Source organism: Photobacterium sp. NCIMB 13483, assembly GCF_003025475.1.
Classification (GTDB): domain Bacteria; phylum Pseudomonadota; class Gammaproteobacteria; order Enterobacterales; family Vibrionaceae; genus Photobacterium; species Photobacterium piscicola.
On sequence record NZ_PYLV01000015.1, the window covers coordinates 1 to 21894 of the forward strand.

20 protein-coding genes and 3 tRNA genes are annotated in these 21894 nt (G+C 37.4%); 12 read left to right on the forward strand and 11 right to left on the reverse strand.

Features of this window, described 5'->3' with window-relative positions; all coding sequences use genetic code 11:
- Positions 1–43: 43 nt before the first annotated feature.
- From C9I86_RS12455 to C9I86_RS12460, 3 genes are all read left to right on the forward strand, one after another.
- A tRNA-Asn gene (locus C9I86_RS12455) sits at positions 44–119 on the forward strand.
- A 303-nt stretch (positions 120–422) separates the two neighbouring features.
- A tRNA-Asn gene (locus C9I86_RS20065) sits at positions 423–514 on the forward strand.
- A gap of 173 nt (positions 515–687) precedes the next feature.
- Positions 688–1167, forward strand: coding sequence for a hypothetical protein (locus C9I86_RS12460; protein WP_146142632.1), 480 nt, complete (start codon positions 688–690; stop codon positions 1165–1167).
- 100 nt (positions 1168–1267) lie between these two features.
- Here the strand turns inward: C9I86_RS12460 and norW are convergent, their stop codons facing one another.
- The 3 genes from norW to C9I86_RS12475 all read right to left on the reverse strand — a co-directional run bounded on the left by norW (position 1268) and on the right by C9I86_RS12475 (position 4492).
- Positions 1268–2413, reverse strand: coding sequence for an NADH:flavorubredoxin reductase NorW (gene norW, locus C9I86_RS12465; protein WP_080156263.1), 1146 nt, complete (start codon positions 2411–2413; stop codon positions 1268–1270).
- A gap of 18 nt (positions 2414–2431) precedes the next feature.
- Positions 2432–3952 carry an anaerobic nitric oxide reductase flavorubredoxin gene (gene norV, locus C9I86_RS12470; RefSeq protein WP_107276503.1) on the reverse strand — a complete coding sequence of 507 codons (1521 nt, stop codon included), beginning with the start codon at positions 3950–3952 and terminating at the stop codon, positions 2432–2434.
- A gap of 207 nt (positions 3953–4159) precedes the next feature.
- Positions 4160–4492 (reverse strand): hypothetical protein, encoded by a 333-nt coding sequence (locus C9I86_RS12475; RefSeq protein ID WP_107276504.1) that lies wholly within the window; start codon positions 4490–4492, stop codon positions 4160–4162.
- 246 nt (positions 4493–4738) lie between these two features.
- Here C9I86_RS12475 and C9I86_RS12480 point away from each other — a divergent pair.
- Together C9I86_RS12480 and C9I86_RS12485 are read left to right on the forward strand one after the other, a co-directional pair.
- Positions 4739–4829 (forward strand) — tRNA-Ser (locus C9I86_RS12480).
- A 301-nt stretch (positions 4830–5130) separates the two neighbouring features.
- On the forward strand, positions 5131–5559 hold the full coding sequence (locus tag C9I86_RS12485) for a hypothetical protein (RefSeq protein WP_107276505.1): 429 nt from the start codon (positions 5131–5133) through the stop codon (positions 5557–5559).
- Here the strand turns inward: C9I86_RS12485 and C9I86_RS20205 are convergent.
- The 4 genes from C9I86_RS20205 to C9I86_RS12500 form a co-directional block, all read right to left on the reverse strand.
- Entirely contained in the window at positions 5556–5702 is a 147-nt protein-coding gene (locus tag C9I86_RS20205) for a hypothetical protein (RefSeq protein WP_162841591.1), read from the reverse strand. The two genes, C9I86_RS12485 and C9I86_RS20205, sit on opposite strands and share 4 nt — an antisense overlap.
- 19 nt (positions 5703–5721) lie before the next feature.
- Positions 5722–6024: a hypothetical protein gene (locus tag C9I86_RS12490; protein WP_107276506.1), complete on the reverse strand. Its 303-nt coding sequence runs from the start codon at positions 6022–6024 to the stop codon at positions 5722–5724.
- 250 nt (positions 6025–6274) lie between these two features.
- Positions 6275–6457: a hypothetical protein gene (locus C9I86_RS12495; protein ID WP_080156258.1), complete on the reverse strand. Its 183-nt coding sequence runs from the start codon at positions 6455–6457 to the stop codon at positions 6275–6277.
- Between the two features lie 244 nt (positions 6458–6701).
- Positions 6702–6995: a hypothetical protein gene (locus C9I86_RS12500; protein ID WP_080156257.1), complete on the reverse strand. Its 294-nt coding sequence runs from the start codon at positions 6993–6995 to the stop codon at positions 6702–6704.
- A 537-nt stretch (positions 6996–7532) separates the two neighbouring features.
- Here C9I86_RS12500 and C9I86_RS12505 point away from each other — a divergent pair.
- On the forward strand, positions 7533–10871 hold the full coding sequence (locus C9I86_RS12505; RefSeq protein ID WP_158258943.1) for an Ig-like domain-containing protein: 3339 nt from the start codon (positions 7533–7535) through the stop codon (positions 10869–10871).
- Positions 10872–11001: 130 nt separating this feature from the next.
- Here the strand turns inward: C9I86_RS12505 and corA are convergent, their stop codons facing one another.
- Positions 11002–11955, reverse strand: a complete 954-nt coding sequence (corA, locus tag C9I86_RS12510; protein ID WP_080156255.1) for a magnesium/cobalt transporter CorA — start codon at positions 11953–11955, stop codon at positions 11002–11004.
- Positions 11956–12435: 480 nt separating this feature from the next.
- Entirely contained in the window at positions 12436–13323 is an 888-nt protein-coding gene (locus tag C9I86_RS12515; protein ID WP_107276507.1) for a LysR family transcriptional regulator, read from the reverse strand.
- 215 nt (positions 13324–13538) lie between these two features.
- Here C9I86_RS12515 and C9I86_RS12520 point away from each other — a divergent pair, with 215 nt between their 5' ends.
- A complete protein-coding gene (locus tag C9I86_RS12520) occupies positions 13539–14249 on the forward strand; it encodes an SDR family oxidoreductase (RefSeq protein WP_107276508.1) in 711 nt (236 codons plus the stop codon).
- A 34-nt stretch (positions 14250–14283) separates the two neighbouring features.
- Here C9I86_RS12520 and C9I86_RS12525 read toward each other — a convergent pair whose 3' ends face one another.
- The gene (locus C9I86_RS12525) at positions 14284–14646 is read right to left on the reverse strand and encodes a DoxX family protein (protein WP_107276509.1); all 363 of its coding nucleotides are present in this window, start codon (positions 14644–14646) and stop codon (positions 14284–14286) included.
- Between the two features lie 101 nt (positions 14647–14747).
- Here C9I86_RS12525 and C9I86_RS12530 point away from each other — a divergent pair, with 101 nt between their 5' ends.
- Entirely contained in the window at positions 14748–15632 is an 885-nt protein-coding gene (locus tag C9I86_RS12530) for a LysR substrate-binding domain-containing protein (RefSeq protein ID WP_107276510.1), read from the forward strand.
- 565 nt (positions 15633–16197) lie between these two features.
- On the forward strand, positions 16198–17577 hold the full coding sequence (locus tag C9I86_RS12535) for a D-alanyl-D-alanine carboxypeptidase family protein (protein WP_107276511.1): 1380 nt from the start codon (positions 16198–16200) through the stop codon (positions 17575–17577).
- A 756-nt stretch (positions 17578–18333) separates the two neighbouring features.
- On the opposite strand, the gene C9I86_RS12540 is transcribed toward C9I86_RS12535, so the two are convergent.
- Complete coding sequence (locus C9I86_RS12540) at positions 18334–18921, reverse strand: hypothetical protein (RefSeq protein WP_045037852.1); 588 nt, start codon at positions 18919–18921, stop codon at positions 18334–18336.
- A gap of 1288 nt (positions 18922–20209) precedes the next feature.
- Between C9I86_RS12540 and C9I86_RS12545 the strand changes: the two genes are divergently transcribed.
- The 3 genes from C9I86_RS12545 (at position 20210) to C9I86_RS12555 (ending at position 21732) form a co-directional block, all read left to right on the forward strand.
- A complete protein-coding gene (locus C9I86_RS12545; protein WP_107276512.1) occupies positions 20210–20674 on the forward strand; it encodes a hypothetical protein in 465 nt (154 codons plus the stop codon).
- 201 nt (positions 20675–20875) lie between these two features.
- Complete coding sequence (locus tag C9I86_RS12550) at positions 20876–21337, forward strand: hypothetical protein (protein WP_107276513.1); 462 nt, start codon at positions 20876–20878, stop codon at positions 21335–21337.
- The gene (locus C9I86_RS12555; protein WP_107276514.1) at positions 21337–21732 is read left to right on the forward strand and encodes a TIR domain-containing protein; all 396 of its coding nucleotides are present in this window, start codon (positions 21337–21339) and stop codon (positions 21730–21732) included. The genes C9I86_RS12550 and C9I86_RS12555 overlap by 1 nt, the downstream gene beginning before the upstream one ends.
- Positions 21733–21894: the final 162 nt, after the last annotated feature.

Genomic DNA, 21894 nt, shown 5'->3' on the forward strand with positions numbered 1-21894 from the left:
ACTGCCTTCGAAGGTTCGAATCCTTCTCCCACCACCATATAATTCCTTCTTAGTTCAGTTGGTAGAACGGCGGACTGTTAATCCGTATGTCACTGGTTCAAGTCCAGTAGAGGGAGCCAAATAGAGAGGCCCGCAAGAAATTGCGGGCTTTTTTACGTCTGGATTTTGATGCTTCGAGAATGCGAGAGAGTGTGAAGCTAACTCCCACCATCATATAATTCCTTCTTAGTTCAGTTGGTACTCTTTATTGGGGAGCTTAGCGGCCTGTTAATTCACATGTCATTGGTTCAAGTCCAGTAGAGTGAAGCCAAATAGAGAGGTCCGCAAGAAATTGCGGGCTTTTTTACGTCTGGATTTTGGTGTGCTAGGTGCTAGGTTTTGAGGTTGCGACAGTGCCGGATACTTGATCCACCACCATACAATTCCCTCTTAGTTCAGTTGGTGCTTCTTTATTGGAAGATTAGCGGACTGTTAATTCAGATGTCACTGGTTCAAGTCCAGTAGAGTGAAGCCAAATAGAGACTTCACAGTAGATAATATTGGTTATGTATTGTTATTGCTAAAATAATTTTTATTATCAACTAGTGTCGTTGATATTTTATTTCTTATAAAGGTAATTTCCATTTTAGTTACTATCAATTCATTAAATATAGGTATTTAATATAGAAAGAATAATACAAGGACAAAATGATGAAAAATTTTAATCATAGCCATCATGATACATTAGATTGTATTAATTCATTCATTAAAGAGCCCAATAAGTTAATAAATTATTTATCTGAGTTTGATGAATGTATAAAAACCGTACATATTAATGATGCGGCTTTTATTATAGAAAGTTTATTTGAACAAGAAATTGCCAAAGATACAATACTATTTCCAGAAATACATATTTATGATGTGAAAACAGCAATTGGTAATGATCCTAGTGATTCCATAAAAAAAATGATTGATAAGTTACCTTCCTTGACATTATGTATGATAAAACTTAAGTGTGGTGAACTACTTACTTTTGTCGATGCATTTTTTTGTAGTCGAAATACGGCACTTCTTATGTTAAAAAAGTTAGAGAATAATCTTGATGAACATAAGCGATCTTATCATATTGAGTACCACGGTTTACCTCATGGTGAAATGCTTGAGTCATTACATTGCAACGATAGATAAGTTTGATAGTTATAAAAATAGAATGGATGATTAACAATAGTAAGTAGTATATATCAAGTATAAAAATGGCAAACAACAATAATGCTGCTTGCCATTACATTTATAATGCAGGCGGTAATTGTCTTAATAATGCAAATACTTGTTTTTGTTTATTATGAGAAGCGATAAATCCAATAAGAGTCTGATCTGCTGTATGTGCCTTTGCAATATAGCCTTCATGATCTCGTTCAACTTGCCAATGGATATCCATAGCGGTTGTGATCCCCGCTAAACTTAATGGCAACCATGGCGTTTTTGCTTTAATTAACATTGGTGGTAGTGATAATGGCGTCGGTGTTCCTGCTAATGTTTTAGCCAGTGCCATCGCTGATAACATGATGGGTTGAATAAACGCACTAATTTTACCATTGATTTCAGCACAATCGCCAATAGCGTATACATTATTAGCGGAGGTTTGTAGCATATTATTAACTATAATGCCTCGATTAGTACTGATTCCGGCTTGTTTTGCTAAATCAATTCTTGGTGCTAGTCCCATCGCTGCAATAACGATATCTGTATTTATATCTTCTCTACCTTGCTGTGAAATTATCATCTTTTTGCCATCAGAATTAATTTCATTTATGGTAGCGTTTAGCTGAAGATCTATTTCTTTTTGACTTAATATTTGATACAACTCTGCGGCAATAAATTCTGGCAGTAAAGCGGGCATCATGGCAGCGGCTTTATCGCATAATGTAATTTGTTTACCAGCGGTGGCTAAATCAATCGCGATTTCAGTACCAATTAAACCCGCACCTAAAATAGTAATATGCTTTGCGGCATTTATTTGTGATTGATTTTGTTGTAATTCAGACAGACTATTTAATGTGATGATTTTATCTGTCGCATTACCTGCAAATGTTGGTATAAATGAAGTAGCACCAGTGGCAATTATTAATGAAGAATAATGCAATTGTTGCTGATTAAAATACACCCATTGCTGTGTGGTATTAATTTCTTTAATAGCCGTTTTTGTTATTAGCTTAATATTATATTCTGCTGCAAACTCAGCGGCAGTTTGTTTAATAAGATCTGTTGCTTGTTGGCTACGACTAAAGACATGGCTTAGTTCTGGTTTCGAATAATCAGCACCTTGATCTGCCGTCACTAAAGTAATAGCAGTATGTTGATCCAGTTTTCTAAACGATTTCACCCATTGGTAAGCAGCGAAGCCACTACCAATGACAATAATTGGATTTGACATTGTTAGCTCTCATTTCATTTAGTTAATAGGTTCAAATACTTCTTTACCAATACCACACTCAGGGCATAGGAAACTATCTGGCACATCTTCCCAAGCAGTACCAGGGGCAACATCTTGATTTGGTTCACCAAGTGCAGGATCGTAAACCCACTGACAAACCGTGCATAACATTTTCTGGCCACCTGCAGCTTGTGCACAACATTTAACTGCCGTCTCTGTTGTTGGCTCTACTTCAACAACACTTGCTTGTTCGATTATTTCAGGAGCATCAATCGCGACTTGTATTGCTGCTGCTGGCGTTACTTCGGTAGTGAAAGGTGTGTAATGATCATAAGGGCGTTCATTTTGAGCCCACTCTTTAGCGATTTTTTTACCATGATCACGACACTCTTGTAATGCTTTGCCATCTGGACGCCACTTGGTTTTAAGACCAATAGTCGTGAAGAAACCAGCATCAGTTAAACGCGCGTGAATACGATCAACAGCACCACCATTCCAACCGTAACTACCAAAGGCACCTGCTTTTTTATTTTTAAAACGTAAGCCTGTGATTTCTTCTAGTAGGCCAGCAACTTTAGGCATCATGACGTTATTCATTGTTGATGAGCCGACAAGTACCCCTTTAGAACGGAACATATTAGCAAGAATTTCATTTTTATCATGACGAGCAACATTGAAAATACGCACAATGACTTGATCATCTTCTTCGGTGATCCCTTGGGCAATAGCATCAGCCATCATACGGGTGTTATTTGACATAGAATCATAGAAAATAGTGATACGGTTTTCTTGATATTGATTAGCCCATTCAAGATATTTTTCAATAATTTGAGTTGGGTTATCACGCCAAATGACACCGTGTGAAGTGGCAACCATATCAACTGGAAGGTTAAAGCTTAGAACCTCTTTAATCTTATTGGTAACAAGTGGGCTAAATGGCGTCAAAATATTTGAGTAATAACGTAAACACTGATCAAGCAATTCGTTTTGGTCAACTTCGTCATTAAATAAACGCTCATCACAGTAATGTTGACCAAAAGCATCATTACTAAATAGAACTGCATCTTCGGTCATGTAAGTCATCATACTATCAGGCCAGTGCAACATTGGCGTTTCAACAAACACTAATGCTTTACCATTACCAATATCAAGCGTGTCACCCGTTTTTACGGTGTTAAAGTTCCATTCTGGGTGGTGGTGATGACCAACGATTGAGTCAATTGCGTTTTCAGTACAATAGATAGGTGTATTAGGAATACGGCTCATTAATTCACTTAGCGCACCAGCATGATCTTCTTCTGCATGGTTAATAACAATAAAATCAATGTCGTTAAGATCAATTTCTTGTTCTAAATTTTGTAGGAAAGCTAATGTGAATTTGTGATCAACGGTATCGATGAGCACATTCTTGCCTTCACGAATTAGATAACTATTATAGCTCGTACCACGGGTTGTTTTATATTCTGTGCCATGAAAATCACGTACTTCCCAATCACGTTGTCCAACCCAAGTAATATTGTTTTTGACATGAACAGCCATTTTAAAATTCCTCTAACGCTTTAAGTTGTATTTTGAATGCATGTTATGCTTCAAAGAAATATCTGTCAACGCAAAAGAGTCATTTAAAATGCATGTTATAATTTATTTCTTTATTATCATTGTATTAGTGGTTTATTTATTTTGAACCGTCAGTGAGTTGGCGGTTCATTATTGGAATCAAATAAATGGAGGAGAGGATGAGAAGTGTTAATTAAGGTTAAAAACCAGCGCAACGATAGTAATTAGGCTTACTGCATTAAGTGCTGAATAGAGAATTGTTTTTGGCATGCTAAATGCCAAATTATTAAAATCCCGTTTTGAGCCAATAACGGTAATCGTTAAAGGTAATACAACCAATAAGCCAAATACCCATCGAATAGTATCAGTGATGGCGTAACCTATTTGAGTTTCAGCAATAATAAAACCTAGAATAGACAAAAGGAGGGTGGTGAGTGAAATTGCAAAGGTTCGATTATAGGAATCCATTAGCTGAGCAAAAGCTTGGTATTCTTCTTCCGTAAAGTCTGGTTTGTTTGCCATGTGTTTTTCAGTCTAATAATGAGATAACTATTTCTATTATAACGGATCACTACTGAGATAACGAAAATAAAGATAGCAACGCTAAAAGAGAAATATAGAAAGTGTGCATTTAATAACCACAGATGAATGGTTTTAGTTATCTAACTGTATCTGTTAGGTAAAATACATTAAAAAACGTTTTAAAATTAATCAGTTGACCGTTTTTTAGTTTACAGTAGCTAATGTGAATTGTATTATACGCCGCATGGAGAGATGGCTGAGCGGTTGAAAGCACTGGTCTTGAAAACCAGCATACGTTTATAGCGTATCTAGGGTTCAAATCCCTATCTCTCCGCCAAATTCTTAAAAAGCCAACATTTAGATGTTGGCTTTTTTTCGTATGAATAAAATAGTGATGTATTTAATTGGTGCAATAAAAGCGGGTTCAAATCCACTAATGTCCAAACCAACCCTATTAAATAACTTGATTATTTGACTGGTACTATAAAGTTAACTTAAATTTTCGCACCTCGCACCTCGCACCTCGCACCTCGCACCTCGCACCTCGCACCTCGCACCTCGCACCTCGCACTTAAAACAGATGAAATACCTCATTATCTATGTGAATATACGTATTATTTATTTGGAAAATACCAATAATGACTTTTGAACAATGGGCTTTTGTTGCTGATATTTATACTCCAATGATCGTCATTATATGCGTTATTAGGATGGTGCAATTAGGACGTGAGCAGGGGATGAGAAGTGGGTTATTCGCGCTGAGTGGAGTCTTGCTCTCAACAGCTTTTATTTATGCAGTTATGTTTTTTGATAATGCGTTGGGGATTTGGCCAGCATTTAATTTGGATTACAGTACCCATACCGCCATTGCGCTTGTTTTTATTGGCTACTTTCTTGTATATACCCCCAAATTAAGAGGGGGGATGGTGCTTTCTATGGTGGGTTATGCCGCTTTAATGATGTATCAGAAGTACCATACGTTAAGTGACATTATTACGACTACTGCCTGCGTTATGCCTGTGATATTGTTGTGCCAATATAAATTTGCTGTTATTGCTAAACGTTAGTTTTTCTTAGTAAGAATAACGTAATTGAATAAGATTAATCCGAGTACAAAACAACCAAATTGAAAAGTGGGCAATACTGTTGCAACGGAACCGATAAGTAATCCTGAGCCTAGTCCGAGAGCAATTTTTTGTCGGGTATTCATTATTAAAATCCTTTTTTAGTCATGATTTTTTTTCGGTAGTATGTGAATTGTATTTTTCATTATGGCGATGATATTTACGTTCATTCCAGCACCAAAAAAAAAAGCCAACTAATGGAATTATAATGCTAAGAGTCATAAACGTGATTAATAATTCTTTGGCGAACAGTAAATCTAAATCATCATCAGAGAATGATAATCTTTCCAGTGTTTTTCCTCCTAAGAAACCTAAACATCCTAAAAAATAATGGCTTATGATAAAATGAAATAGCCCTTTTTTACGTTGTTGCCGCCATTGAGATATTTTAAGATCAGAATCTAACATTAATTTATCCATGAAAATGTGAAAGTCATGGTTATTATAAGAGGTGAGCTTTTTATATCAGGTGCCGGTATGTGAATAGAGAAGCTAGCTACATTATTAGTGCTGTGAAGAGATTAATTACATCAATCATTGGGATATATAAAGACGTTGTGGATATAAAAGCGTTAGATGTTATTTTTTCTCAAACCCGCTGTAGTAACAGCGAGTACGGTATGAATATTGAGTGATAGTTAGGGGAAATGTGCTAGCCTTAGTCCGTCAAGATCTCGCTTTCATTAAAATGAATACTGATAATATCGTTAAAATGTGTGTGCTCACAAATGAAAGGTAATTCAATATCAATCGTTTCAGATGGACTCAGTGGTAGCCATTGGCCATTCGTGGTCACTTTCCAAGTAATACCTTCTAGTTTGATATAGATTTTGGGCTGCATCCTTTGCCTTATGCTATTTGTCATGGGATAGCAATTATGAGTAGTTGGTTGTCTTATGGTATCGAACAAAAATTAATCTTCAATTGATATTTATAATAATTAAGACCTTTAATGATAAATTTACCTGTAAGACATTAACTATGTGCCTAAGGATAGTCATTGTGGCTATATAAGTATTGAGCTAATAAAAAAAGCTAACAGCAATAACTGTTAGCTTTTTAAAATAAGGTGTTAGCGAAGAGGACTAATCTTCAAAATCAACAATCAATTCATCTTCTAAATAATCAATAAGACAACCTAATGCAGGGGCTGAAACAATATAAGATGTTATTTCAGCGACTTCAGGCGTTGATTGTTGTAACACTTCTAATACTGTGTGTTCTGGGTTATAAGCGACATTAAATTCTTTGGCAATGGTGCAACTGTCGTTATATTCATCAACAGACAGCTCAATTTTACCATTGTACTCACCAATATCCGTATCAAAATTATCAACCAATATTTCGATCATAGCTTCATAGTAATGTTGGTAATCCATTGATTTTACCTTAATCTCATTCAGAAAATTGCTATCTAATACGTTAGCAGTGATGGCACTATGTTACCTCATTTCCAACCGACAAAAAGCTTTAATCTTTAATAATACGTTATTCATTATCAAATGAGATTAAGCAATTGTCATCGATGTCAGATGTATTATTCAGCAGTAAAAATTAAATAATTTCATATTTGAACTAAAAATAAAAACCAATTATTAATTGAAAGGATATTTTAAAATCCCGTTTTATTCCACGTAAGCCTTTTATTAGATAAGGGTAATTGCTTAAAAAGGATATGGATAGCGGCTGTTACATTTAGTGCAACACTTTAACTGTTTGTTACATAATCTATTAGTTAATCTAGTGATAGCTATAATTTTTAATTGTACAATGTATAAAATTATATTGGTTAGTAACGCTTCATTAGTGAAAACAAAGGCTAAATATAAGTAAGTTGTATGGAATACAACAATCGGTACTTATGAGGATGAGAGCTTTAGATTTGTTAAAACGAGTGGACATACTTAGGAAGTTAAGTGAAAAAAATAAATAAAATAACAGCAGCTCTATTTAGCGCTATTCTTAGTAGTAATGTTTATGCAGCTGACGCTCGTATTGTTTCTTTTGTTCCTGGAGAAACAATAGTTCAAAATGGTGATGTGGTTTCTTATAATGGCGCATGTTTTATTGCCAAAAATAACCCTGGAATATGGGAGTCTCCAAGTGCTGATTCATGGTTTTGGGAGTCTGCTGAATGTACTGGTGAGCCCAATCCAAACCCGACTCCAGATCCTGAGCCTGAACCTAATCCGAACCCAGATCTTGACGGTATTATTCCTTTCATTCCTGGCACAACACAAGTCAAAAATGGCGATGTTGTCTCCTATGACGGCCAGTGCTTTATTGCTCAAAATAACCCAGGTATTTGGGAAGCACCAAGTGCTGATTCATGGTTTTGGGCTTTAACTGAGTGTTCTGGTGAGCCGTCTCCTGAGCCTGATGTAACAGAAGTATCTATTTTATCGCCAATGGCGGGTCAGTTGCTGAAGGTTAATGAAGCGATTGTAATCAAAGCCAACATTGAGGGTGAGTTAGCATCTAAAGTTGAGTTTTGGGTTAATAGTACTAAATTAGCAGAAAAAGCAATTGATCAAAGTAATATGCTTTACACGCAAACTTGGACGCCAAATGAAGCGGGTAGTGCAGTAATTAATGTTTTTGTGTTTGATAAAAATAACCAAAAAATAGAACAGCAATCGGTTTCTGTGAAAATCGACGCTGAAACTAATGAAGATTTTACCGCACCTGTGGTGAGCTTTGTTTCTCCAGCTAATGGTTCAACCGTTAATAAAACGGATACAGTTTCTATTTCTATTAGCGCGTCAGATGTAGATAAAGATCTAACGACATTGGTTGTTAATGCGAATAACCAACAAATTTGTACCTTTGATGCCGCTGTAGCAAGTACATTTAGTTGTGACTGGCAGCCGACTCAAACAGGTAGCGTAACCCTGAATGCTATCGCAACGGATGCACAAGCTCTTTCTTCAAACACAAGTTTAACTATTACCGTTAAAGAAGAAACAGTAGAGCCACCAGTAACACCACCAGGTGGATTATGTGAAGAGTTTAATGTTTACCCTGATTGGACGCGTGGCGATCACGCGACAGGGGGCGACATTATGGTTCATAACAATATCGCTTACTCTGCTATTTACTGGACGCAAACAGCACCAGGCAGTGATGCTTCATGGACGCTGCACCTAAACTGTGATGGTTCAGAGCCCGGCACTGCGCCATTACTTTCGCTACCAAACCCGATGGATCCTGTTCGTTTGGAAGTTGCTGGTTGGCCAAATACATTTGTCGTTGCAAGTCCATCTTCAACGACTCCTGCGACATTAACTTTTGAAGCAAGCAGTAGTGCAGATTTAACCAATGTTGATAAGCTAGCAGCATCGTTTGTATCGATGATTGAAACAGCGACTCAAACGGATTCTGCATCGATTATTATCAGTAGTGATGTGCTTGATAAGGCAACACAAGATAAGACTTTATCATCACAAAATATTGCGGTTAAAGAAGCACTAATCAAAGCCGTTGATAGTACGGGCAGCAAAGTTGATATTGATGCTATCAATGCTCTGAGCAATGATCTAAAAGGCTGGGCACAAGCGTACAATTTGATTGTATCTACACTTGCGCCAGAAGCGACATTTGGTTGGTCTTTAACGATTGGTGATTTTGCCTTTAATACTCATTCAGGCCGTCAGTCAGTATGGGATGCAGCGTCTAATCATACGGCTGATCTATTAGATAAGTTAGCACTTTATAAAGCTGATAGCGCAACTAAAGCTGATTTTGTTGTGTTTACTAAATCAAGTACAACAGCGCCATTATCAAGTGATCAATGGCATAATGCGTTAGAGTATGTGAAGCAAGTTACTGATTACGTAAAGACACCGGCTATGCTGGCGAGCATACCAACAGATCAAGCCGCTAACTACTTTATGGGTGATACAACACATAAAGCACAAATTCGTAAAGCAGCTTACAGTAATGTTTTTGCGCTATTGTTTGATAAAAATACCACTAACTTAACCGCTCAAATTGAACGTTACCAAGAAACAAAAGTGCCACTATATTATGTCGGTAAAGAGTTAGAAAAAGGTTCGTTAACGCGTATTGAAGCACTTAACCGTGAATTAACTAACGCTGCTGATGTAATGAATAATGAAGCGTTCCTTTATGAAACACCGCAATCACAGTGGATTCCATCTACCGTTTATAAGTGGGATGATTTCCTTGATGGCCTAAATGCAATGCATAACATTGGTGTTGCAGGTAATAAATTCTGGCTATTAAATGATGAAGCAGATGATGCAACGAATATCACTTACGCCAAAGTTGCGATTGCTGCATTCTTAGCTCAAAGCATGCAAGAAACTATTCGTTACAATGCGTGTGATGAGAATAACTGGTCTGAAGTTAAATACGGTGCACCCGCAGACTATCCGATGTCAGCAAGTTGTGGTCAGTTAGGTCAGAAATATGCAGATTATGGTGTAAACCCTAATTCAGGCTTAGATTACGCATATTCTTGTCCTCGTGATAACAAGATGGAAGTGAGCGCGTTAACACATGCTAAGTGGTATGGCGCACCAGCTCCAGTATTTGCAGCGCCTAATGCTGTATTAGAAGAGCGTGGTTTACTTGTTAATGGCAGTGTTGGTCGCTGGACTAACAGTGGTCACTGTAATGATGTACCAGAGAAAGTGGATACCTCAAAGCAAGTGTGGGAACGCGATACGTGTAAAACGTATGTTGGTCAAAAAGCAGGTACATTCCTTTGGGATGGTAGTAGCCAAGAAAGTGTTGAAGGTTGTGGCTGGTGGGGACGTGGTGTTATTCAAACTACGGGTCGCCAGAACTTTGGTACGCTTAACCATTACTTAGGTCGCTCACATGTTGATCCTGCAACGATTGGTCAAACAATTGATGGCGTAACAGTTGAAGCACCACCGGCAAACCCATTGTATGCTGATCTGGATTTCTGTTCGAACCCTGGCTTAATTTGTAGCTCTGAAGAGAACAAAGAAATCAAATGGATTGCAGGTTTATTCTACTGGGTAACATCGGTTCAAGCATATTCTGATGAAGGTGGTCAATATGCAGATTGGAATTACTATAACGAACTGAAAAAGTACGTTGATGGTGGCTTAAAAGGGACTGATTTTATTGATGATGTTTCAGGTATTGTGAACCGTGGTTGCCCAGATTCTGTTTGTTCGACTGGCGAAGTGCATAATGCGAAAGAGCGTCAAGCTAACTTTAAGCTAGTGTTAGAAAAGTTAGGTCTAAACCCACAATTATAACGGTTAGCAAATAACAGTTATTTTAGACTGTCAGTCAGTGAAGATTGACTATAAATACTAAAGAACCCTGCTTTGAAGTAGGGTTCTTTTTTTATAAACAATCAGTCGTGTCGCAAGAATAAATAGTGGCTTATAGCCAACCCTTACGTTTGAAAAATAGGTAAGGTGCAAACCCCGCCAACACCATCAGCCCTAATGCATAGGGATAGCCGAGTTCCCAGTGAAGCTCAGGCATAAACTTAAAGTTCATACCATAACTTGATGCAACCAGTGTCGGTGGTAAAAATACAACCGATACCACAGAGAATATTTTAATAATGCGGTTTTGCTCAATATTAATAAAGCCCATTGCCGCATCCATCAGGAAGTTAACCTTTTGGAATAAAGATTCATTGTGCGGTAGCAAAGAATCAATATCGCGTAACACTTCACGAGCTTGTTCTAATTCAATTTCAGGTAAACGCGCTTTGCGGACTAAAAAGCTTAATGCTCGCTGAGTATCCATTAAGCACAAGCGTATTTTCCATCCCGCATCTTCTTGTTTTGCTAGATGTGATAAAGCTTGATCAAAATTAGCACCGGGTTTGTTGCCGCCTAAAATGGTTTTACCAATTGATTCTAGTTCGCTGTAAATATCTTCAATAACATCGGCAAGTTGCTCTATTTTTGTTTCAAATAGATCGAGTAGTAACTCATAAGCATTGCCTTGTTGTAAACGTTGTGTACGAGCACGCATGCGATAAAGACGAAAGGCTGGTAATTCACGTTCGCGCAGGGTGAATAAGCGACCATCACGAATGGTGAAAGCGACTGTCGCATTACTTACATAATCATCCAGATCTTCAAAATAAAAGAAAGAGTGAATGTGTAAGCCATCTTCATCTTCAAAGAAACGCGCACTGGCTTCAATGTCTTCTAGTTCTGGACGTGTAGCAAGGCCTTGACCTAGCTCTTCTTGAACGCGTTCTCGTTCTGCTTCATTGGGCTCGATGAGATCAACCCATAATGCTGATGAAATAGGATCTTGGGCGTCTAAATCTAAACGTTGTAAACGTAGGTCGTTTAATGTGTATGCGTTCAGCATGTCTCATATCTCCACTAATGGCGATGATATAAAGAACACTTTAAAACACGATTTGAAACTGATAAATACAGGATCTACCAATACAAAACTGGAATAATAAGATTTAAACAGAAGCAATGAACATAAGGGATTGCGCATGCTGGCAGTTAAAGATTGCCAACTCACATGCAAAAGCGAGAGAGGGCAGATTAACGAGGAAAAATCTCATTCCAGTACCGACTGGGTGTGTTCAAAGCGGTGTCCTCTCTAAATAATGGTGTGCGCATGTTACGTCTGACTGGAAAAGGGTTCAAGTTACGCTATTGCAACATTAGATTTTCTTCTCGGTGTGTTAAGACAAAATTCCATTCATGCACGATTAAGGTTTATTAACCATCTGTTTAATTAATTATAAAGAGAGATTGTTGTTTTGCGTTATTAAATGTGGAACTAAGTAGGGTTATTGTTATTAAAGGTTAAATATCCGTCTAAGCGTAGCATTTAGCTAAAATGTTCAGTCAGAAAATCTAAAAAGACGCGTACTTTACTTGAGATTAATTGCCGATGTTGATAAATCGCATAGGTGTTTGTTTCATAGTGACATGGACTGAATGTCGATTGAGGGAGCAGTTGTACTAGTTTGCCATTGTTTAGTTCTTCATCTATCGCCCATTGTGGTAGTAGAGCGACACCACCTCCGTTTAATATGAGTTGCTTTTGGCCATTAACAGAGTTGATCTCCATGTAATAGGGAATCTCTATTTTTGATGGTTTATTATTTAAGATATACCAATTATGCCAACCTTTAAATCCATAGATCAAGCAATCATGTTGGGCTAAATCTGCGGCTGTTTTAGGCATACTTCGATGTGCTAAATAGCTTGGACTCGCACAAAGTATAAAATGATTATTCATGAGTTTTTTAGCGATTAAATTAGAATCGGGTAATCGACCACTACGAATAGCGACATCGACATTTTCTTCAATTAGATCAACGATCCTTTCAGTAATTTCAATCTCAACTTTTATGTCAGGGAATGCGTTTCTAAATAAAGGTAAAGGTGGCAGTATTTTACTTTCACTAAACGCCACCGTTGCACTGATTTTAAGTCGACCTTTAGGTGAGTTGTGCACAATATTTACCGCACGTTTCGCCTCGTCAAATTCAGCGATGATACGTTTGGAATATTGATAAAATATCAATCCAGCTTCAGTTACGCCAACATTGCGTGTTGTCCGATCTAATATTCGAACATTTAATTCTTCTTCTAAAGCAGAAAGCTGTCTTGAAATAGATGAGGGTTGAACATCGAAAACTTGGCTTGCTTTGGATATGGAACCTTGTTCTACGACACAATTGAAATAAGCAAGGCGAGTGAAAAGGCTCATATTAATGACTCATATAATAAAGTTGATTTTTTTAGGGGCGAAATACTGTTCATCACCAAGATAGTACATGTTTATCTTATATTATTGATGCACTTTTTAAACATTAATGCTTACATAATTGCTTTTAAAGCAAAACTATATTGCCTGAACGTTGGTTCATGTCTTTGGTTATTCTCATTAATATGCAGATTCTGATTAATTGAGAGAAGAACAAAATGAATTCTATAAATACCGCTATTATTGCATCGTGCTTTTCTGTAACGGCACAACAATTAATTAAAAAACTGACCGCGACAGGAACCCATATCGTAGCGATTGGCCGCATTGGTGATGAAAATAGAGCCAAAGATTTAGAACGTAAATACTCGGGAAAAATTACGGTTTTATTGGGAGATCTGACTGATGAACAGCAAAGTCAAACATTGGTAGCAAAAGCTGCTGATATTTTGGGCCATGTTGATGCTTACTTTCATTGTTCTGGAATATATACATGGAGCTACTGGAAAGATATTGATGTTAATAAAGTAGTGGATCTATTTAATGTTAATTTTATGACCGCATTCGTTTTTGGACGTGAAGTGTTTAAATTAATGGAGGCTCAAGGTGACGGTTGCTTAATGTTTGTATCAGCTCGAGATACTGTACGTAATATACCCGCAGGATTTGGACCTTATATGGCTTCAAAAATCGCATTGAATGCATTGGTAGAGAGCTTGGCCGCAGAAGGGGCATCATCAAATGTGCGTGTAAATGCAGTTTTACCTACGATTGTTGATACAGCTATAAATCGTGAAGTTATGCCTGATGCCGATCCTACTACTTGGGTGCACCCATCAGATCTTGCAGATTTGATGATTGATTTGAGCCAACCTAATAAAACCTATTTAAGTGGTGCTTTGATAACCGTTAATAATAAGCTACATTAATTTTCGGTTATTTTTACTTATATAATTTCTGATGTTAAATCGGTCCTGAAATCATAGATATGGCGACAATAACAGATAATATTAACGTTATTATTGAAGGGATAGCATCTTTTACGGTATCAAATCTAAAGTGAAAGAACATTGCTCCCGTTGATACGCATATAATAAAAGTAGCCCCGATAGTGCTGATTAATGGGCTGACCATTATCATTCCGATTAACAGCATTATTGCCCCTGTTGCTTCAATAATACCGACAATAAACATTATGCTACGGTTAAGTCCATAACGACGAAAAAAGGCCAATTGCGGTTCAAAGATGACTTTTACCCAACCAAACATTTTAACTGAACTTGCGAATAAGAAAAATGCGATGAGTAGACCTTGAATAAATAGCATGATGAAAACTCCTTGATAAACGATAAGCTTATTAAAGCATTCCAATTGGAGATTAAGAAGGGTAGTATTTCGCTTATTATGATTCCAAACTGGAATGTGTTGTGGATAAATTTGATTGTTTAAAAGTCTTTACTCGAGTTGCTCATTTAGGGAGTTTTACCGCTGCAGCGAATGAATTCAATACGACGCAAAGTGCGGTAAGTAAGAAAATCGCTTGGTTAGAAAAACAAGTAGGCGTAAGCTTATTTTATCGGCATGCCCGTGCGATTAGCCTTACTGAGAGTGGGCAACAATATTTAGGTTTAGCGTTGAATATTACCCGTGAAATGGATTGTTTTGAATCTAATTTACGCCAAGAACAGGCAACCATTTCTGGGGTACTAAAGCTATCAGTGCCAAGTGCTTTTAGCACCCAGTTACTGTCTCAGCCTCTTAATCAATTTTTAAATTTACATCCACAAGTTACCGTTGATGTTTCAGTGTCTGATAAATTTGTTGATTTACTTGAAGGCAATATTGATATAGCCATACGTGCTGCTTACCTTAAAGATTCAGGTTTAAAAGCCAAATGGTTATTGGATAATGAATTGGTGTACTTTGCATCTCCTGATTATTTAAAAACGATTCCAGCCATTGTTGATATTGACGATTTACGTCAGCATAAATGTTTAACTTATTCTTTATCGACACCATCAAATCTATGGCGTTTCAATACAGGCAAAGAAGTCGTAAAAATAAAGGTTAATGAGCAAATTAGAAGTGATAATCCTGAGATGTTAGTTCAAATGGCTAAATTAGGTCAAGGCATAGCGGCGATGCCAAGATGGATGGTAGAACAAGAGCTACAATCTGGTGCGTTGGTTTTATTACTGACACAATATCAAACTCAAAAATTACCCATGTATATGGTCTATAAAGACGCAGAACAGCAACCCCAACGGATTCGTGCTTTTATTGATTTTTTAGTGGATTACTTTAATTCTTGATTCTGTAGATACATTTATTTTTATAGCGTTTTATTATTCTTACGCGGTATTTAACGACCTTTATTCTTTACAACGCTTTTCTGTGTTCAAACTTCAGCATTCTTTACAATACATGGCAGTATTCAAATGTCGTTATTTCCCATAAAACCTAAGTGATAGCCTAAAGGAATGACTTGCCGAATTTTATTCAGTATAAACATCATTACCGTTCAGGTTTCTATAAAGGATCTGCTGGTAAGATGGAAATAGACAATATATTGAGAGGCTATAACTAACATGAGGTTCAAATGATCTGCAGAGAAAGCAGAACTTACGCACCATCATTTGGGTATAGCTATCAACGGGATTAAGGTTATGTTCGCATAATGATCGGAACATCATTATATAAATGCGATTTGTAACCAAAGTCATTGCAACGCTGATCAAGAACGAAAAAGCACTCACCATTTTTGTGGTAGTGATGGATAGACTCTGCAGGGCATTAATTACTCAGCGAAGTCAGTATTCTATCTAGTCGCTTTTTTATATCGCGCTTTTAGTAAGTAACTGTAAATTAAATACTCTTATGATAATAATCAAACAGCTTTCATTAGCAGCAACCATCGCTGCATTATTTACCTCCAGTACCGTATTTGCCGCACCTAGCAACGATGCAATGAACACTATGCCTAATAGTGAGTACTTCGCGGCAACGCAATACAAAGCAGCTCAAGCTCCACTTAATAGCTTTGGTGCTATTGATGTAAAAACCAGTATTCCAGAAAATATACAAGTGCCTTCTGCACCCGTAGGAGCTGGTGGCAATAATGGGATTCCAGAAACACTGGTGCAAAAATGGGCTCAGGCAGGAATATTCTCACCTCAAGTTGAAGCACGCGCTTTCATTTTAATGGATGCTAATACGGGACAGATTATTGCCGCTAACGATGCCAACATGCGTATGGCCCCAGCCAGCACCACCAAGTTAATGCTAATGTACATTGTTGAGCAAAAACTGGCTGACGGTGTAATCTCACTAGACTCAAAAGTACAAGTACCAGAAGTCGCGTGGCGCACGGGTGGCTCAAGAATGTTCTTAAAGCCTGGCTCTTTTGTTTCAGTAAAAGATCTTATCTCAGGTGTCATTGTTGAATCAGGCAATGATGCCGCTGTCACTTTGGCAAATTACGTAGCGGGCTCGCAATCTTCATTCGTTGCAATGATGAACGCGACAGCTGTTAAGTTAGGCATGCACAATACCCACTTCACAACTGTTATGGGCTTGCCAGCGCCAGCACATTTCTCAACCGCTTATGATCTTGGGCTGCTTGGACAGCACATCATGAACGACTACCCTCAATACTTTCATTTTTTCAGTCAAAAGTATTTTGAATACAATCATATCCGTCAACCAAATTTCAATCGCTTATTGTTCACTTACCAATATGCGACGGGCATGAAAACAGGCAGTACAGAAGCGGCGGGTTACTCACTGGTAAGCTCTGCTGAGATACCCAATAACCCAATGAAATTGGTTGGCGTTGTTCTAGGCACAAAATCACTGAATGATGTTGCCGCTCAAAGTAAGGCATTATTCAATTACGGCTTTCACTTCTTCAAGCAAGACACCTTGTATACAGCAAACAGTAAGCTTTCTGAACAAAACGTTTGGGGAGGAAAACAAGATACTGTCTCTTTAGGTCTTGATAAGCCACTAACCTTGGTTCTTCCTTCCAGTGTTGACGAGAAAGGTTTGGTAACTAAGTTTCAAATTGACCGTGATATCAAAGCTCCGGTTGATAAGGGTGAGAAATTAGGTGAAATTACCGTAACCTATAAAGACAAAGTTATTCAATCAAAGCCACTTGTCGCGCTCAACAGCGTTCAACAAGGTGGCTGGTTCACTCGAACTTGGGCAAGTATCTCACTGTATTTCCATAACTTGCTAGCATCTTACGGTCTGTAAACGTTAAAACAACCGCAACAGCCATCATACAAATAAAGCCAATACTCTTAGTCGAAAGTGAATAAGGTATTGGCTTTTATTTTGATATAACAATGCCTATAAAAATAATGGACTCCCATAACTTTTTCTCTCGCAGCTGCCATTCTCAACAACACATGCCTGCGTTCAAACGTCGTTATTCCCTACAACACATGCAGCGTCCAATCTCCGTTATTCTTTACAGCAAAAAAATAATGGACACCCATAATTTTTCTCTCGCTGCTGCCATTCTTAACAACACATGCCTGCGTTCAAACGTCGTTATTCCCTACAATATATGCAGAGTCCAAATGCCATTATTCCTTACAGTAATGCCTACGCCTAAATTCCGTCATTCCCTACAGTGAATGCCCGCGAGGGCGATAGGGAATCTACTATTTGCGCGTTGTAGAGTTATTTTTTCGTTGGTGTTTGTAATGCTCAAGCTCGTGGTGAATAGATCACGGATAGTTTCGTACCTCAACTTCCGAGATGACGGATAATGGGCTAAGTGAATTCCCAAATCAACCTCGTTATTCCCTACAGTGAATGCCCACGAGGGCGATAGGGAATCTACCATCCGCACGTTGTAGAGCTATTATTTTCGTTGGCTTCTTTAATGTTCAAACATGTGCTGAATAGATCATGGTTAGCCTTCATAAAATATATGGCAGTCCTATGTTTCGAGTAATTGAGATAATGGCATCCTTGCTATTGGTAGGAACTTTGTTTGTGAGGTTATGCCCAATGTGATTGTATTACTTCAATCTCATCTTGGATTCTGTGATGCATTCGATCTGGATTATCATTAAAGAAAAACTCTTGTCCAGTGGCTAGGTCTAAAACTGAATAAGTGAAGTCATCGTCACTTATGACGTCAGATATTAAATAACAAATAATGTTTGCGCGTTCTTGAGTCATTCTATCACTTGCATTGAAGTGAAGTTTTACAAGCCTCGGTAAACCATTGACAACAACATTTAGCTCAGGGTTGCAGTTGATACTTGTTTGAAGATAGTTGAAATGGCCATGAGGTGGAGTATATGCAGTAATATTTTTTCCGGACTGCCAGTCTTTAAAATTATTAGCTACTTTTTCAAAGTTAACTTTTTTACCATTGTCTTTCTGCTTGCGAGCAACTTCATACAAATGTGAAATATGGCGTTTATGGATAAAAAGGCTTTTTATTGCAGTACGAAGAGGTAGGTAGTAATCACGGAAAAATTGGTATTCACCTCGATTGGCAATACGATGAATCTTTGTAATTTTTGGTGTACCTGTTGTAACAAATATTGATGAAAACTCAGAGATACCATAATTAGGCATATTATTTCCTCAGTTATCCTGTACGAATTGTATACAGTGAAAATTAAACCTTGATAAAAGTAAGGTCAATTGCTTTTGCTGTGTACATATACAGTTACATGTGTTGCATATTTTGAATCTGATATTGGTCACTATTTTTAGTTGCTAAGTCCCCATATATTGTGTTTTAGTTTTTCTTTATGTCTATATCTTGTGAATTATACAATAATGGACACCCATAACTTTTATCTCGCTGTTGCCACTCTCAACAACACATACCTGTGTCCAAATTCCGTCATTCCCTACAGTGAATGCCCGCGAGGGCGATAGGGAATCTACTATCCGCGCGTTGTAGAGTTATTTTTTTCGTTGGCTTCTCTAATGCTTAAACTCGTGTTGAATAGCTCACGGTTTGGCCTCATAAATTTATGGCTGTCCTATGTTTCTATTTTTAGGTATAACAATGCCCACAAAATAATGGGCCCCCATAACTTTTTCTCTCGCTGCTGCCATTCTCAGCAACACATGCCCGTGTTCAAACGTTGTTATTCCCTACAGTGAATGCCCGCGAGGGCGATAGGGAATCTACCATCCACGCGTTGTAGAGTTATTGTTTTCGTTGCTTCTCTAATGCTCAAACTTGTGCTGAATAGATCACGGTTAGTTCTCATGAAATTTATGGCTGTCCCATGTTGTTCTGTAGAAAAGATAGTCGGAATAGAAGCTGAATTTAAAATAACTGCTTTGGCTGAGGATTACTATGAAAGCTTGAGATTAAGTGAAGCAGCATAGTTATTTTAGGGGACGTGTTTTTTTGCTAATAGAGATCGAATAGGGGCATGTTAGTAAACTTATTTATGACCCAAAACGAATTAGATCAAATACTCATTTATATCGTATTAACGTAATTTTGGATTAGTTTTATTTACTGTATATCTAACCAAATTAAACAAAGCATGGTGTTTTTACCGCTTGAATTCAGTTTTTAATAAGACTGATTAAATACATTTTTTACTTTCTGCGTTCCAATAAATATTTTGAAACAAAATAATGCAATCAAACTAATGATGTTTTTAAACCAAATTGATTATGATTGTGAAATTTAGGGGCATTATTTTACGTGATAGTAAGAATACTTACTAATAAGCTGTTAGCTCTATCGAGCTTTAACTCAATACCGAGGTGAAATTTGAGTTTTAAGTCTTTTGTGGATGTACTTAGTTCAGTCGCATCTCTTGTAGCGATTGTATCAGTCCTTATCGCTTGGTCTCGAAGTCGACTCAAGCCGTTAAAACTAAAAAGAGTCTTGGTGCATAAAAAGAAAACTTCTACGACATTTTTCCTCTATTTTATAAATCGCCAAGCTTATCCGGTAAAAATTAGGTACTTAAAATGCTTCACGAAAGTGACATTTCAAGTATCACAAAAGAACAACTGTCGTCCCGAAAGACTACAGTTGTTGGATTACGATGATCTTGTATTTCAAACTCAAGATGAATATGAAATAGAAGCATATGCTGACTGTTCTATAAAGATAGAATGCGATGAACCGATCGCTGTTGACTCAGATAAGCTTGTGGTCTCAACTCAGACATCTCACGGTTATCACTTATTGAAAGTGCGAGACATTGATATTGTTCATATGGGAACGAGCTCAGTTGGATATCTAGTACCTTTTAAAGAAACATTCGACAGCAAGATTAAAGCTAGGGTGTACCATGTATTTTCTATCGTGCGATTTTATGTTCGCAAACTCTTCAAAAAAGAGAGCTAACAAATAAGGAGATTGTGTTCTTTAATACTGCAAGTGCCACCTATTCTGCACTTCAACCTTACATTTCGCTTCATGATTTTATCGATGAGAAAGTTTGCTTTACGTGAAAGTAAGCATGCTCATTAATAAGCAGTTAGTTTTTTATCGTAAAGCTAACCAGTATAATAGCGTTATCTAAATATAAAATAGAGATTAGATATAATGAGTGATGAGTGTGGTTTTGAAGAGTATAAGCGTAATGCTGCTGACGAAATGGATTGGGTTGAAGTTGATCAACTTCATGAAGCGACTTTGAAAATTAGTCAAAACTGTTTCGAATTTAAAAAGCTATGTGTAGCAGTAATCGGTATTGTAGCTGTAGCACTTAGTAAATTAACATCTGATACTCTAGACCCTTCATACTTTGTGGTTCCCTTTCTTGTTACGTTTGGTTTTTGGATTGCTGACTTTACTGCATATTATTACCAGCGTGTTACAAGAAAGCGTATGAATATAAGGCTTCAGGCTATAGCATCAAGAAACCGACTTCCAAGTAATAACATCTCAACTGTAAACGTTAGTTGGGTTAAAGCTATGTTTAATTTATCAATGTCGCTTTACTTTGTTCTAATGTCTTTGTCCATTGTGGGTTTTTTCTTGTTTTCTCAAGGCCGCATTGCGTAATGAACATTTTCATAAGCTATACCCTTCGAGATGCGGTGATTACGGTTGAACATCTCAAGTCTATTTCAAATATTGCCTCTGACTATGGCAAGCCGTTTGTAGATATCATAGATAATGATGCAAAGGACAAACAAAAATTTGTCATTGAGCAACTAGATAATTCTGATCTTGTTGTGCTGCTCAACACAGATTCTGTTCCACAATCTAAGTGGGTTAGGTTAGAAATAGACCGAGCAAATCGAAATAATACGCCCGTAATTAGTGTTCCGTTGAGCGGAAATCAGTCAATTAGTTTAAGTTACATAAAAAAATATTTACGAGCTGAACTAAATAAAGCTTATAAAACATTTAGATGTGATTCTAAACGTGCATCTGCTTCGCTTCTCTCACCTTAATCGCACATGAATGTTACACCTTAACTTTGCATTGATATCTTTACTCTTCCTAATACCTACCAACTCAAATAGATCAAGGTGTCTCACACATTAATGTCCAACTATGGGTTAGTTTTCTTGCTAATTCATTTATGGCTAGCTCGAATTTGCCCCATTAGTTGT